The organism is Bacillus sp. FMQ74 (genome assembly GCF_001875785.1).
GTDB classification, from domain to species: Bacteria; Bacillota; Bacilli; order Bacillales; family Bacillaceae; genus Bacillus; species Bacillus stercoris.
Window position 1 is genome coordinate 15029 of sequence record NZ_MOEO01000017.1, and the last position, 14046, is coordinate 29074.

General features: G+C 43.3%; 15 protein-coding genes. All 15 read left to right on the forward strand.

Translation table 11 applies throughout. The features are described 5' to 3' along the window. Positions 1-75 precede the first annotated feature (75 nt). The 15 genes from rnmV (at position 76) to mfd (ending at position 13956) form a co-directional block, all read left to right on the forward strand. Positions 76-636, forward strand: a complete 561-nt coding sequence (gene rnmV / locus BLL41_RS20690; RefSeq protein ID WP_071579255.1) for a ribonuclease M5 — start codon at positions 76-78, stop codon at positions 634-636. Beyond that, on the forward strand, positions 629-1507 hold the full coding sequence (rsmA, locus tag BLL41_RS20695) for a 16S rRNA (adenine(1518)-N(6)/adenine(1519)-N(6))-dimethyltransferase RsmA (RefSeq protein WP_014662482.1): 879 nt from the start codon (positions 629-631) through the stop codon (positions 1505-1507). Before rnmV ends, rsmA begins: the two co-directional genes overlap by 8 nt. Before the next feature lie 161 nt (positions 1508-1668). After that, on the forward strand, positions 1669-2541 hold the full coding sequence (gene prtG / locus BLL41_RS20700) for a sporulation-specific protease PrtG (protein WP_071579256.1): 873 nt from the start codon (positions 1669-1671) through the stop codon (positions 2539-2541). A 210-nt stretch (positions 2542-2751) separates the two neighbouring features. Beyond that, positions 2752-3012: a biofilm formation stimulator Veg gene (gene veg / locus BLL41_RS20705; protein WP_003218330.1), complete on the forward strand. Its 261-nt coding sequence runs from the start codon at positions 2752-2754 to the stop codon at positions 3010-3012. Between the two features lie 159 nt (positions 3013-3171). Beyond that, positions 3172-3357: a small, acid-soluble spore protein, alpha/beta type gene (locus tag BLL41_RS20710; RefSeq protein WP_040081073.1), complete on the forward strand. Its 186-nt coding sequence runs from the start codon at positions 3172-3174 to the stop codon at positions 3355-3357. A 147-nt stretch (positions 3358-3504) separates the two neighbouring features. Beyond that, complete coding sequence (gene ispE, locus BLL41_RS20715; RefSeq protein WP_071579257.1) at positions 3505-4374, forward strand: 4-(cytidine 5'-diphospho)-2-C-methyl-D-erythritol kinase; 870 nt, start codon at positions 3505-3507, stop codon at positions 4372-4374. Positions 4375-4429: 55 nt separating this feature from the next. Further along, on the forward strand, positions 4430-5287 hold the full coding sequence (gene purR, locus BLL41_RS20720) for a pur operon repressor (protein ID WP_014662485.1): 858 nt from the start codon (positions 4430-4432) through the stop codon (positions 5285-5287). Continuing rightward, a complete protein-coding gene (gene ridA, locus BLL41_RS20725; protein WP_003226738.1) occupies positions 5284-5661 on the forward strand; it encodes a 2-iminobutanoate/2-iminopropanoate deaminase in 378 nt (125 codons plus the stop codon). The genes purR and ridA overlap by 4 nt, the downstream gene beginning before the upstream one ends. 194 nt (positions 5662-5855) lie before the next feature. Then, positions 5856-6149, forward strand: a complete 294-nt coding sequence (gene spoVG, locus BLL41_RS20730; RefSeq protein ID WP_003218346.1) for a septation regulator SpoVG — start codon at positions 5856-5858, stop codon at positions 6147-6149. Between the two features lie 192 nt (positions 6150-6341). Next, positions 6342-7712, forward strand: coding sequence for a bifunctional UDP-N-acetylglucosamine diphosphorylase/glucosamine-1-phosphate N-acetyltransferase GlmU (gene glmU, locus BLL41_RS20740; protein WP_071579259.1), 1371 nt, complete (start codon positions 6342-6344; stop codon positions 7710-7712). A 22-nt stretch (positions 7713-7734) separates the two neighbouring features. Continuing rightward, positions 7735-8688 (forward strand): ribose-phosphate diphosphokinase, encoded by a 954-nt coding sequence (locus BLL41_RS20745; RefSeq protein WP_003218353.1) that lies wholly within the window; start codon positions 7735-7737, stop codon positions 8686-8688. Positions 8689-8772: 84 nt separating this feature from the next. Further along, the gene (locus BLL41_RS20750; protein ID WP_071579260.1) at positions 8773-9390 is read left to right on the forward strand and encodes a 50S ribosomal protein L25/general stress protein Ctc; all 618 of its coding nucleotides are present in this window, start codon (positions 8773-8775) and stop codon (positions 9388-9390) included. Between the two features lie 106 nt (positions 9391-9496). Beyond that, positions 9497-10063, forward strand: a complete 567-nt coding sequence (pth, locus tag BLL41_RS20755) for an aminoacyl-tRNA hydrolase (RefSeq protein ID WP_003226727.1) — start codon at positions 9497-9499, stop codon at positions 10061-10063. Between the two features lie 59 nt (positions 10064-10122). Beyond that, positions 10123-10353 (forward strand): anti-sigma-F factor Fin, encoded by a 231-nt coding sequence (gene fin, locus BLL41_RS20760; protein ID WP_003243417.1) that lies wholly within the window; start codon positions 10123-10125, stop codon positions 10351-10353. A 69-nt stretch (positions 10354-10422) separates the two neighbouring features. Continuing rightward, a complete protein-coding gene (gene mfd / locus BLL41_RS20765) occupies positions 10423-13956 on the forward strand; it encodes a transcription-repair coupling factor (RefSeq protein ID WP_071579261.1) in 3534 nt (1177 codons plus the stop codon). Positions 13957-14046 lie beyond the last annotated feature (90 nt).

The following is a 14046-nucleotide window of genomic DNA, read 5'->3' on the forward strand; positions in this document are numbered from 1 at the left end:
TCTGCTTATTAGACGCTCGACATAAGAAAAAGTTTCATAAATATACAAAAGTTTTATTTTGTCTTGGAGGAAATAATGAAAATAAAAGAGATCATTGTGGTCGAGGGGCGTGACGATACGGCCCGCATCAAATTGGCTGTTGATGCAGACACAATTGAAACAAATGGTTCAGCCATTGATGATCAAGTGATTGACCAAATCCGATTGGCCCAGAAGACCAGAGGCGTGATTATTTTAACGGATCCGGACTTTCCGGGAGAGAAGATCCGCAAAACCATTTCAGAGGCTGTACCCGGCTGTAAGCATGCATTTTTGCCAAAGCATCTTGCCAAACCTAAAAACAAGCGGGGAATTGGTGTGGAGCATGCATCGGTTGAAAGCATTAGGGCATGTTTAGAAAATGTGCATGAGGAGATGGAAGCGCAGCCGAGTGACATTTCGGCTGAGGATTTGATTCATGCCGGACTAATAGGCGGATCTGCGGCCAAACGCCGCCGCGAACGACTGGGTGATCTGTTGAAAATCGGCTATACAAATGGCAAACAGCTTCAAAAACGGCTGCAAATGTTTCAAATTAAAAAAAGTGATTTTATGAGTGCGCTCGATACCGTTATGCGGGAGGAACAGAATGAATAAAGATATTGCGACACCGATTAGAACGAAAGAGATATTGAAGAAATACGGTTTTTCTTTTAAAAAGAGCTTAGGACAGAATTTCTTAATTGATACGAACATTTTAAACCGAATTGTCGATCACGCGGAAGTGACGGAGAAAACAGGTGTCATTGAAATCGGCCCAGGAATCGGTGCTTTAACCGAACAGCTTGCCAAGCGGGCAAAAAAAGTCGTGGCGTTTGAGATTGACCAGCGTTTACTGCCGATTCTGAAGGATACGCTGTCACCTTACGACAATGTCACTGTCATTCATCAGGACGTGTTAAAGGCTGATGTCAAATCGGTCATTGAAGAACAATTTCAAGACTGCGATGAGATCATGGTAGTAGCCAACCTTCCTTATTACGTAACAACACCGATTATCATGAAACTGCTTGAAGAGCATCTTCCGCTGAAAGGGATTGTGGTCATGCTGCAAAAAGAAGTGGCCGAGCGCATGGCGGCTGATCCTTCATCTAAGGAATACGGCTCGCTTTCAATCGCGGTGCAGTTTTATACAGAAGCCAAAACGGTGATGATCGTTCCGAAAACCGTATTTGTCCCTCAGCCTAATGTCGATTCCGCAGTCATCCGCCTGATTCTCCGAGACGGCCCGGCAGTGGACGTAGAAAACGAATCCTTTTTCTTTCAGCTCATCAAGGCAAGCTTTGCGCAGCGCCGTAAAACGCTGCTCAATAACTTAGTTAACAATCTGCCTGAAGGAAAAGCACAAAAATCAACGATTGAGCAAGTGCTCGAAGAAACAAATATTGACGGCAAGCGCCGAGGTGAATCCCTGTCTATTGAGGAGTTTGCAGCGCTGTCTAACGGATTGTATAAAGCCCTTTTCTAAAAGGGCTTTTTGTTTTGCGCACCACATGGACTGCCGCTACATAGGCTAGAGAAGGACCTTTCATTCAATGATAAGAAAAAACTTGGACTCAGCGAAAAAAGGCGCTTTCTCAAGGCTCTTTCTTTCATGATGAGGCTTAGTCTATGTGTGGAGTGAGGAACGTGCAATTTCAAATAGGGGATATGGTAGCCAGAAAATCCTATCAGATGGATGTTTTGTTTCGAATTATAGGAATAGAGCAAACAAGCAAAGGAAATTCAATTGCCATTTTGCATGGAGATGAAGTCAGGCTGATTGCTGATTCGGATTTTTCTGATCTGGTAGCAGTGAAAAAAGATGAGCAGATGATGCGGAAAAAGAAAGATGAGAGCAGAATGAATGAGTCGCTCGAATTGCTCCGCCAGGATTATAAGCTGCTCAGAGAAAAGCAGGAGTACTATGCGACAAGCCAATATCAGCATCAGGAGCATTATTTCCATATGCCTGGAAAAGTGCTTCATCTGGATGGTGATGAAGCATATCTGAAAAAATGCCTGAATGTCTATAAAAAAATTGGAGTGCCGGTCTATGGCATCCATTGCCACGAAAAGAAAATGTCTGCTTCTATTGAAGAATTGCTCGACAAATATCGACCAGATATCCTGGTGATAACAGGGCATGATGCGTATTCGAAGCAAAAGGGCGGCATTGATGATTTGAACGCGTACAGACATTCTAAGCACTTTGTTGAAACGGTTCAAAACGCCCGAAAAAAGATCCCTCACTTAGATCAGCTTGTTATTTTTGCGGGGGCCTGCCAATCCCATTTTGAATCACTTATCAGAGCGGGGGCAAATTTTGCGAGTTCACCATCAAGAGTAAATATTCACGCGCTTGATCCGGTATATATCGTCGCGAAGATCAGCTTTACACCGTTTATGGAACGGATCAATGTATGGGAAGTGCTCCGTAATACGCTGACAAGAGAGAAAGGGCTTGGAGGTATTGAAACAAGAGGAGTACTGAGAATTGGTATGCCTTATAAGTCCAATTAACAGTTGAAAACCCGGATAGTAGATCTATGCGGGTTTTTTATTTTGCATAATGATACATAATTTACCGAAACTTGCGGAACATAATTGAGGAATCATAGAATTTTGTCAAAATAATTTTATTGACAACGTCTTATTAACGTTGATATAATTTAAATTTTATTTGACAAAAATGGGCTCGTGTTGTACAATAAATGTAGTGAGGTGGATGCAATGGCGAAGACGTTGTCCGATATTAAAAGATCGCTTGATGGAAATTTAGGTAAAAGGCTGACGTTAAAAGCAAACGGTGGCCGCCGAAAAACGATTGAGCGTTCGGGCATTTTAGCTGAGACGTACCCTTCTGTTTTTGTGATACAACTAGATCAAGACGAGAACTCGTTTGAAAGAGTTTCATACAGTTATGCTGATATTTTGACTGAGACTGTTGAGCTGACATTTAATGATGACGCAGCAAGCTCAGTGGCATTTTAACGGGCAGTGAACCTTTTGTTTACTGCTTTTTGTTTTGCCCTTTTTTGGTTTCCAGTAATTTTAACGAAAGTTCCATTTGATTTAACAAAAGATAAAACAGTCACATATTATCGTGACGTGCACGAATGGCTATCACTTCTAAAAAAGGGGTTGTTTCGTTTGGGCAGACGTCGTGGAGTTATGTCAGATGAGTTTAAATATGAGCTGGCTAAGGACCTTGGTTTTTATGACACAGTAAAAAATGGCGGTTGGGGCGAAATTCGGGCCCGCGATGCTGGTAATATGGTAAAGCGCGCCATTGAAATCGCTGAACAGCAAATGGCTCAGAATCATAATAACCGATAAGGATGTGACCCGGGGGACGTGCTGTTCCCCGGTTTTTTTATGTTGGATATAAATACATAATGGGCTGAATATGGATATGTTCATCCTGTACTTCAAATGTGATACAATGTTCATACTTATGTTTAGATGGAGAAGTAGGTGAAAGCTATGCGTATTTTAGAAAAAGCGCCAGCCAAGATCAATCTGTCACTTGACGTCACCCGAAAACGCCCGGATGGTTATCATGAAGTCGAAATGATCATGACGACAATTGATTTAGCTGATCGAATTGAATTGACGGAGCTGGCAGAGGATGAAGTGAGGGTGTCCTCCCACAACCGTTTTGTGCCTGATGACCAAAGAAACTTAGCTTATCAGGCCGCCAAGCTGATCAAGGACAGATACAACGTGAAAAAGGGAGTTTCCATCATGATTACGAAGGTAATTCCGGTGGCTGCCGGTCTTGCCGGCGGAAGCAGTGATGCGGCGGCGACGCTCAGAGGGCTGAACAGACTGTGGAATTTAAATCTTTCTGCGGAAACGCTTGCTGAGCTTGGAGCGGAAATTGGCTCCGACGTTTCATTTTGTGTCTATGGAGGAACTGCACTAGCAACAGGGCGCGGCGAGAAAATAAAACATATCAGCACGCCTCCGCACTGCTGGGTCATTTTAGCGAAGCCGACAATCGGTGTTTCAACTGCTGAAGTGTACAGAGCGCTGAAACTGGATGATATAGAGCATCCCGATGTACAAGGCATGATCGAGGCGATAGAGGAAAAGAGTTTTCAGAAGATGTGCGGCCGTCTAGGCAATGTGCTCGAATCTGTCACGCTCGATATGCATCCTGAAGTCGCGATGATCAAAAACCAGATGAAACGCTTTGGTGCAGATGCCGTGTTAATGAGCGGGAGCGGACCGACAGTGTTTGGACTGGTTCAGTATGAGTCGAAGGTGCAGAGAATTTATAACGGGTTAAGAGGCTTCTGCGATCAAGTTTATGCGGTGAGAATGATCGGCGAACAGAACGCTCTTGATTAAATCCGTATGTTAAGTTATATTGATCTTAAAATATTCGGATTTTGGGGGTAAGTTCATGAAGTTTCGTCGCAGCGGCAGATTGGTGGACTTAACAAATTACTTGTTAACCCATCCGCACGAGTTAATACCGCTAACCTTTTTCTCTGAGCGGTATGAATCTGCAAAATCATCGATCAGTGAAGATTTAACAATTATTAAACAAACCTTTGAACAGCAGGGGATCGGTACTTTGCTTACTGTTCCCGGTGCTGCCGGAGGCGTTAAATATATTCCGAAAATGAAGCAGGCTGAAGCTGAAGAGTTTGTGCAGACTCTTGGACAGTCGCTGGCAAATCCTGAACGTATCCTTCCGGGCGGTTATGTATATTTAACGGATATCTTAGGAAAGCCATCTGTACTCTCCAAGGTAGGGAAGCTGTTTGCTTCCGTGTTTGCAGAGCGCGATATTGATGTTGTCATGACCGTTGCCACGAAAGGCATCCCTCTTGCGTACGCAGCTGCGAGCTATTTGAATGTGCCTGTTGTGATCGTTCGTAAAGACAATAAGGTAACAGAAGGCTCCACAGTCAGCATTAATTACGTTTCAGGCTCCTCAAACCGCATTCAAACAATGTCACTTGCGAAAAGAAGCATGAAAACGGGTTCAAACGTACTCATTATTGATGACTTTATGAAAGCAGGCGGCACAATTAATGGTATGATTAACCTGTTGGATGAGTTTAACGCAAATGTGGCGGGAATCGGCGTCTTAGTAGAGGCCGAAGGAGTAGATGAACGTCTTGTTGATGAATATATGTCACTTCTTACTCTTTCAACCATCAACATGAAAGAGAAGTCCATTGAAATTCAGAATGGCAATTTTCTGCGTTTTTTTAAAGACAATCTTTTAAAGAATGGAGAGACAGAATCATGACAAAAGCAGTCCACACAAAACATGCCCCAGCGGCAATTGGGCCTTATTCACAAGGGATTATCGTCAACAATATGTTTTACAGCTCAGGCCAAATCCCTTTGACTCCTTCAGGCGAAATGGTGAACGGAGATATTAAGGAGCAGACTCATCAAGTATTCAGCAACTTAAAAGCGGTTCTGGAAGAAGCGGGTGCTTCTTTTGAAACAGTTGTAAAAGCAACTGTATTTATCGCGGATATGGAACAGTTTGCGGAAGTAAACGAAGTGTACGGACAATATTTTGACACCCACAAACCGGCGAGATCTTGTGTTGAAGTCGCAAGGCTCCCGAAGGATGCGTTAGTCGAAATTGAAGTTATTGCATTGGTAAAATAATAAGAAAAGTGATTCTGGGAGTACCCGGGATCACTTTTTTATTTACCTTATGCCCGAAATAAAAGCGATATGACCTAATTGTGTAACTATATCCTATTTTTTCAAAAAATATTTTAAAAACGAGCAGGATTTCAGAGAAAATCGTGGAATTGATACACTAATGCTTTTATATAGGGAAAAGGTGGTGAACTACTGTGGAAGTTACTGACGTAAGATTACGCCGCGTGAATACCGATGGTCGCATGAGAGCGATTGCATCCATCACGCTGGATCACGAATTTGTTGTACATGATATTCGTGTGATTGATGGAAACAATGGTCTTTTCGTTGCGATGCCGAGTAAACGCACCCCTGATGGAGAGTTCCGCGATATTGCTCATCCTATTAATTCAAGCACGCGAGGAAAGATTCAAGATGCCGTGTTAAATGAGTATCATCGTCTGGGTGACACTGAAGCATTAGAATTCGAAGAAGCTGGAGCTTCTTAAAAAATAACCAAAAAGCAAGGACTGCTGAAAGGGCTGACATAAGCCCTTTGCCGGCGGTCCTTTTTTAATTCTGATTTTTCAAACACATTTGCACTCAATAGAAAATTCTTGCACTTCATGAAGTCTCCTTGAAATCAGAAGATATTTAGGATATATTTTTCTATGGATAAAAGGGATATTGGAGGCCAATAAATGGATAAGCGGTTTGCAGTTGTTTTAGCGGCTGGACAAGGAACGAGAATGAAATCGAAGCTTTATAAAGTCCTTCATCCAGTTTGCGGTAAGCCTATGGTAGAGCACGTCGTGGACGAAGCCTTAAAATTATCTTTATCGAAGCTTGTCACGATTGTCGGACATGGTGCAGAAGAAGTGAAAAAGCAGCTTGGTGATAAAAGCGAGTACGCGCTTCAAGCAGAACAGCTTGGCACTGCTCATGCTGTAAAACAGGCACAGCCATTTCTTGCTGACGAAAAAGGCGTTACGATTGTCATTTGCGGGGATACGCCGCTTTTAACAGCAGAGACGATGGAAGAGATGCTGAAAGAACATACACAAAGAGAAGCGAAAGCTACGATTTTAACTGCGGTTGCAGAAGATCCAACCGGATACGGCCGCATTATTCGCAGCGAAAACGGAGCGGTTCAAAAAATCGTTGAGCATAAGGACGCCTCTGAAGAAGAACGTCTTGTAACTGAGATCAATACCGGCACGTATTGTTTTGACAATGAAGCGCTATTCCGGGCTATTGATCAGGTGTCTAATGATAATGCTCAAGGCGAGTATTATTTACCGGATGTCATAGAGATTCTTAAAAATGAAGGCGAAACTGTTGCCGCTTACCAGACTGGTAATTTCCAAGAAACGCTCGGTGTTAATGATAGAGTTGCTCTTTCTCAAGCAGAACAATTTATGAAAGAGCGTATTAATAAACGGCATATGCAAAATGGCGTGACGTTGATTGACCCGATGAATACGTATATTTCTCCTGACGCTGTTATCGGAAGCGATACTGTGATTTATCCTGGAACTGTGATTAAAGGTGAGGTGCAAATCGGAGAAGATACGATAATTGGCCCTCATACGGAGATTATGAATAGTTCCATCGGCAGCCGTACGGTTATTAAACAATCGGTAGTCAATCACAGTAAAGTGGGGAATGATGTAAACATAGGACCTTTTGCTCACATCAGACCTGATTCTGTCATCGGGAATGAAGTGAAGATCGGGAATTTTGTAGAAATTAAAAAGACACAATTCGGAGACCGAAGCAAGGCATCTCATCTAAGCTATGTCGGCGATGCAGACGTAGGCACTGATGTAAACCTGGGCTGCGGTTCAATTACTGTCAATTATGATGGAAAGAATAAGTATTTGACAAAAATTGAAGATGGCGCGTTTATCGGCTGCAACTCCAACTTGGTTGCCCCTGTCACAGTCGGAGAAGGCGCTTATGTGGCGGCAGGTTCAACTGTTACGGAAGATGTACCTGGAAAAGCACTTGCTATTGCCAGAGCGAGACAAGTAAATAAAGACGATTATGTGAAAAATATTCATAAAAAATAATCCTAAATTCGGAGGTTTATCCATGTCTAATCAATACGGAGATAAGAATTTAAAGATTTTTTCTTTGAATTCGAATCCAGAGCTTGCAAAAGAAATCGCAGATATAGTTGGAGTTCAATTAGGGAAATGTTCTGTCACAAGATTTAGTGACGGGGAAGTCCAAATTAATATCGAAGAAAGTATTCGCGGATGTGATTGTTACATCATCCAGTCTACAAGTGACCCCGTTAACGAGCATATTATGGAACTGCTGATTATGGTAGATGCGTTAAAACGCGCTTCTGCAAAAACGATTAACATTGTTATTCCTTATTACGGTTATGCGCGTCAAGACAGAAAAGCAAGATCCCGTGAGCCAATCACAGCTAAACTTTTCGCTAACCTGCTTGAAACAGCCGGTGCGACTCGTGTGATTGCACTTGACCTGCATGCGCCGCAAATTCAAGGATTCTTTGATATACCGATTGACCACTTAATGGGTGTTCCGATTTTAGGAGAATATTTTGAAGGCAAAAACCTTGAAGATATCGTCATTGTTTCACCAGACCACGGCGGTGTGACACGTGCCCGCAAACTGGCTGACCGACTAAAAGCGCCGATTGCGATTATCGATAAACGCCGTCCGCGTCCAAACGTGGCGGAAGTCATGAATATTGTAGGTAACATCGAAGGGAAGACTGCTATCCTCATCGATGACATTATTGATACTGCAGGTACGATTACACTTGCTGCTAATGCGCTCGTAGAAAACGGAGCGAAAGAAGTATATGCATGCTGTACACACCCTGTACTATCAGGCCCTGCGGTTGAACGGATTAATAATTCAACAATTAAAGAGCTCGTTGTGACAAACAGCATCAAGCTTCCTGAAGAAAAGAAAATTGAACGCTTTAAGCAGCTTTCAGTCGGACCGCTTCTTGCTGAAGCGATTATTCGCGTTCATGAACAGCAATCAGTCAGCTATCTGTTCAGCTAAACTGTTTTTTGAGGTTTAAATCCTAATCGTTATGGGTATTGTTTGTAATAGGACAATTAAAACGATAATAGGATGGTGCTGAATATGGCAACTTTAACGGCAAAAGAAAGAACGGACTTTACTCGTTCGTCTCTTCGGAATATCCGTACTTCAGGACATGTTCCAGGTATCATATATGGGAAGGATACGGCCAACAAACCTGTGTCATTAGACAGTGTGGAGCTGATCAAAACGCTGAGGGACGAAGGCAAAAATGCAGTCATTACGCTTGAGGTCAGCGGAGAAAAACACTCTGTCATGGTGACAGACCTGCAAACGGACCCGCTGAAAAATGAAATTACTCATGCTGACTTTCAAGTAGTCAATATGAGTGAGGACATTGAAGTGGAAGTGCCGATTCATTTGACCGGAGAAGCCATTGGTGAGAAAAACGGAGGCGTATTGCAGCAGCCGCTATATGCACTTACTGTAAAGGCTAAGCCAAAAGCCATTCCGCAAACGATTGAGGCTGATATTTCAAATCTCGATGTAAATGAAGTACTGACGATCGCGGATTTGCCTGCTGGCGGTGACTACTCCTTTCATCATGAATCAGATGAGGTCGTGGCTTCTATCCTTCCTCCGCAGCAGCAGGAAGCAGCTGAGATCGATGAAGAGGAATCTGCTGATGCTCAGCCTGAAGGTGAAAACAAAGAACAATAATAGCTTAAGGCGTAACCCTCCCGCGGTTACGTCTTTTGTGCTAGAATGAGAAGAATTATAGCCCGTTTATGAAGACGGGAGTTATGTGACTAAGGGAGGATTCGCCATGCTTGTGATTGCCGGTCTCGGAAACCCGGGGAAGAACTATGAAAATACACGGCATAATGTCGGATTTATGGTGATAGATCAGCTTGCAAAGGAATGGAATATAGAGCTGAATCAGAATAAATTTAACGGATTATACGGAACCGGATTTGTTTCCGGCAAAAAGGTTCTACTTGTTAAACCGCTTACATATATGAATTTATCAGGAGAATGTTTGCGGCCTTTAATGGACTACTATGATGTCGATAACGAAGATTTGACAGTCATTTACGATGATCTTGACCTTCCGACTGGCAAGATTCGTTTAAGAACGAAAGGAAGCGCCGGAGGGCACAATGGCATCAAATCACTGATCCAGCATCTTGGAACATCCGAGTTTGACCGTATCCGCATCGGAATCGGCCGGCCTGTAAACGGCATGAAGGTCGTTGATTATGTGTTAGGCTCCTTTACCAAGGAGGAGGCACCTGAGATCGAGGAAGCGGTTGATAAATCTGTGAAGGCTTGTGAGGCTTCTCTGAGTAAACCGTTTTTAGAAGTCATGAACGAATTTAACGCAAAGGTATAAAATGAAACAACAAAGTCCATACTACACCAAAATGACTTTTTCATCAGGAGGTCCCTTGTATGGCTTTGCATTATTATTGTCGTCATTGCGGAGTGAAAGTAGGCAGTCTCGAATCTTCAATGGTATCGACAGACTCACTTGGATTTCAGCACTTAACAAATGAGGAAAGAAACGATATGATTTCTTATAAAGAAAATGGAGATGTCCATGTTTTGACGATATGTGAAGACTGCCAAGAGGCGCTTGACCGAAATCCGCATTACCACGAATATCACACATTTATTCAATAAAAAGCTTTGGTGTAGACACTAGACCAAAGCGTTTTTCTGTTCTCACAGGAAACAGAGAGGAGGGGCCATATGGACAACATTCAAACCTTTATAAAAGAAAGCGATGACTTTAAATCCATCATCAACGGTTTACACGAGGGCCTGAAGGAACAACTGCTCGCGGGTCTGTCGGGTTCCGCGCGTTCTGTTTTTACTTCTGCTCTGGCTAATGAAACGAATAAGCCTATCTTTCTCATCACCCATAACTTATATCAAGCCCAGAAAGTAACAGATGATCTGACTTCTCTTCTAGAGGATCGGTCTGTCCTTTTGTACCCCGTCAATGAACTCATTTCATCAGAAATCGCAGTGGCAAGCCCTGAATTACGGGCGCAGCGATTAGATGTCATTAATAGATTAACGAATGGAGAAGCGCCAATTGTCGTTGCTCCTGTAGCTGCAATCAGAAGAATGCTGCCGCCTGTGGAGGTGTGGAAAAGCAGCCAGATGCTCATTCAAGTGGGGCATGATATCGAACCTGACCAGCTAGCGTCACGGCTGGTAGAGGTAGGGTATGAACGGTCTGATATGGTATCTGCGCCCGGAGAATTCAGTATTCGCGGAGGAATCATTGATATTTATCCGCTGACTTCAGAAAATCCGGTGAGAATTGAACTTTTTGACACTGAAGTCGATTCAATCCGCAGCTTTAATTCAGATGATCAGCGGTCAATTGAGACCCTTACCTCGATCAATATCGGTCCCGCGAAGGAATTAATTATCAGATCGCAAGAAAAAGCGCGGGCGATGGAGAAAATCGATAATGGTCTTGCCGCGAGCTTGAAGAAATTAAAGGCTGACAAACAAAAAGAAATACTTCATGCGAATATTTCACACGATAAAGAACGCTTGTCTGAAGGGCAGACAGATCAGGAGCTCGTGAAGTATCTCTCATATTTCTATGAAAAGCCTGCTAGTTTACTAGATTATACACCTGATAATACACTTCTGATTTTGGATGAAGTCAGTCGGATTCATGAGATGGAAGAACAGCTTCAAAAAGAAGAAGCGGAATTTATAACAAATCTTCTTGAGGAAGGGAAGATTTTGCATGACATTCGTTTGTCATTCAGCTTCCAAAAAATAGTGGCTGAGCAAAAACGGCCTCTGCTGTACTATTCTTTATTTTTGCGGCATGTACAGCATACGAGTCCGCAAAATATCGTCAATGTGTCAGGCCGGCAAATGCAGAGTTTCCATGGGCAAATGAACGTGCTCGCGGGTGAAATGGAGCGTTTTAAAAAATCAAATTTCACTGTTGTGTTCTTAGGAGCAAACAAGGAACGTACACAGAAATTGTCATCTGTTTTGGCTGATTATGATATCGAGGCCGCCGTGACAGACAGTAAAAAGGCGCTTGTTCAGGGACAGGTCTATATCATGGAAGGCGAGCTCCAATCGGGATTTGAGCTGCCATTAATGAAGCTTGCCGTTATTACGGAAGAAGAACTGTTCAAAAACCGTGTGAAAAAGAAGCCGCGAAAACAGAAGCTTACCAATGCAGAGCGCATCAAGAGCTATTCTGAGCTTCAAATTGGTGATTATGTCGTTCATATTAATCACGGGATCGGAAAATACCTGGGAATCGAAACTCTTGAAATCAACGGAATTCATAAAGACTATTTAAATATTCATTATCAGGGAAGTGACAAGCTTTACGTCCCTGTAGAACAAATTGATCAGGTGCAAAAATATGTCGGCTCCGAAGGGAAAGAGCCAAAGCTGTATAAATTAGGCGGAAGCGAATGGAAACGGGTTAAGAAAAAAGTAGAGACATCCGTTCAGGATATTGCTGATGACTTAATTAAGCTCTATGCCGAAAGAGAAGCGAGCAAGGGATATGCGTTTTCTCCTGACCATGAGATGCAGCGTGAATTCGAATCAGCTTTCCCTTATCAAGAGACTGAGGATCAGCTCCGTTCGATTCACGAAATCAAAAAAGACATGGAAAGAGAACGTCCGATGGACCGCTTGCTGTGCGGAGATGTAGGCTACGGTAAAACAGAGGTTGCCATACGTGCCGCGTTTAAGGCGATCGGTGATGGAAAGCAGGTAGCTCTGCTCGTTCCGACAACCATTTTGGCCCAGCAGCACTATGAAACCATTAAAGAGCGCTTCCAGGACTATCCGATTAATATCGGACTTCTCAGCAGGTTCAGAACAAGAAAAGAAGCAAACGAAACAATCAAAGGATTGAAAAACGGGACGGTTGATATCGTCATCGGGACGCATCGGCTGCTATCAAAAGATGTCGTGTATAAAGACTTAGGGCTCCTCATCATTGATGAAGAGCAGCGTTTCGGTGTAACCCATAAAGAAAAGATCAAGCAAATTAAAGCCAATGTTGATGTATTAACGCTAACAGCAACGCCGATTCCGCGTACGCTGCATATGTCTATGCTTGGCGTAAGGGATCTTTCAGTCATCGAAACTCCGCCGGAAAACCGCTTCCCGGTACAGACGTATGTTGTGGAATACAATGGCGCTCTTGTCAGAGAGGCAATTGAACGTGAGCTTGCACGCGGGGGCCAGGTCTATTTCTTGTACAACCGGGTAGAGGACATCGAGCGGAAAGCGGATGAGATCTCAATGCTTGTCCCTGACGCAAAGGTGACGTACGCCCACGGAAAAATGACAGAAAATGAATTAGAAACCGTTATGCTGAGTTTCCTTGAAGGAGAATCAGACGTTCTCGTCAGTACAACCATTATTGAAACAGGTGTGGACATCCCGAACGTCAATACGCTGATTGTATTTGACGCCGACAAGATGGGTCTTTCTCAGCTTTATCAGCTGCGGGGTCGTGTCGGCCGGTCTAACCGTGTGGCGTATGCGTACTTCACGTACCGTCGGGATAAAGTGCTGACAGAAGTAGCTGAAAAAAGGCTGCAGGCTATTAAAGAATTCACGGAGCTAGGTTCCGGTTTTAAAATTGCAATGCGTGACTTAACCATTCGCGGAGCCGGGAATCTTCTTGGCGCCCAGCAGCACGGCTTCATCGATTCGGTCGGATTTGACCTCTATTCACAAATGCTGAAAGAGGCTATTGAAGAACGTAAAGGGGACACAGCGAAGACAGAGCAGTTTGAAACAGAAATTGATGTCGAGCTTGATGCGTATATTCCAGAAACATATATTCAAGACGGCAAACAGAAAATTGATATGTATAAACGCTTTAGGTCTGTGGCGACAATCGAAGAGAAGAATGAGCTTCAGGATGAAATGATCGACCGCTTTGGAAATTATCCAAAAGAAGTCGAATACTTGTTTACTGTTGCAGAAATGAAGGTTTATGCGAGACAGGAACGTGTCGAGCTGATTAAGCAGGATAAAGACGCTGTCAGATTGACGATCTCTGAAGAAGCAAGTGCTGAAATTGACGGACAGAAGCTGTTTGAGCTTGGCAATCAATATGGCAGACAAATCGGACTGGGAATGGAAGGGAAAAAACTCAAAATCTCCATACAGACGAAAGGCCGTAGTGCTGATGAGTGGCTCGAGACCGTACTGGGCATGCTGAAGGGTTTAAAAGATGTGAAAAAGCAAACCATTTCATCAACGTAAATTTTGTTACTCTCTGGTGTATATTACATTTGATGTGACGGATACTAATTTCAAGCGAGGCGGAAGGTACATAAAGTAACTGCTTTAGGT

What these genes read in the sequence shown, in the direction of transcription:
- rnmV (WP_071579255.1), top strand. Translation starts at nt 76, where the DNA reads ATGAAAATAAAAGAGATCATTGTGGTCGAGGGGCGTGACGATACGGCC.
- rsmA (WP_014662482.1), top strand. Translation starts at nt 629, where the DNA reads ATGAATAAAGATATTGCGACACCGATTAGAACGAAAGAGATATTGAAG.
- veg (WP_003218330.1), top strand. Translation starts at nt 2,752, where the DNA reads ATGGCGAAGACGTTGTCCGATATTAAAAGATCGCTTGATGGAAATTTA.
- ispE (WP_071579257.1), top strand. Translation starts at nt 3,505, where the DNA reads ATGCGTATTTTAGAAAAAGCGCCAGCCAAGATCAATCTGTCACTTGAC.
- purR (WP_014662485.1), top strand. Translation starts at nt 4,430, where the DNA reads ATGAAGTTTCGTCGCAGCGGCAGATTGGTGGACTTAACAAATTACTTG.
- ridA (WP_003226738.1), top strand. Translation starts at nt 5,284, where the DNA reads ATGACAAAAGCAGTCCACACAAAACATGCCCCAGCGGCAATTGGGCCT.
- glmU (WP_071579259.1), top strand. Translation starts at nt 6,342, where the DNA reads ATGGATAAGCGGTTTGCAGTTGTTTTAGCGGCTGGACAAGGAACGAGA.
- BLL41_RS20745 (WP_003218353.1), top strand. Translation starts at nt 7,735, where the DNA reads ATGTCTAATCAATACGGAGATAAGAATTTAAAGATTTTTTCTTTGAAT.
- BLL41_RS20750 (WP_071579260.1), top strand. Translation starts at nt 8,773, where the DNA reads ATGGCAACTTTAACGGCAAAAGAAAGAACGGACTTTACTCGTTCGTCT.
- pth (WP_003226727.1), top strand. Translation starts at nt 9,497, where the DNA reads ATGCTTGTGATTGCCGGTCTCGGAAACCCGGGGAAGAACTATGAAAAT.
- fin (WP_003243417.1), top strand. Translation starts at nt 10,123, where the DNA reads ATGGCTTTGCATTATTATTGTCGTCATTGCGGAGTGAAAGTAGGCAGT.
- mfd (WP_071579261.1), top strand. Translation starts at nt 10,423, where the DNA reads ATGGACAACATTCAAACCTTTATAAAAGAAAGCGATGACTTTAAATCC.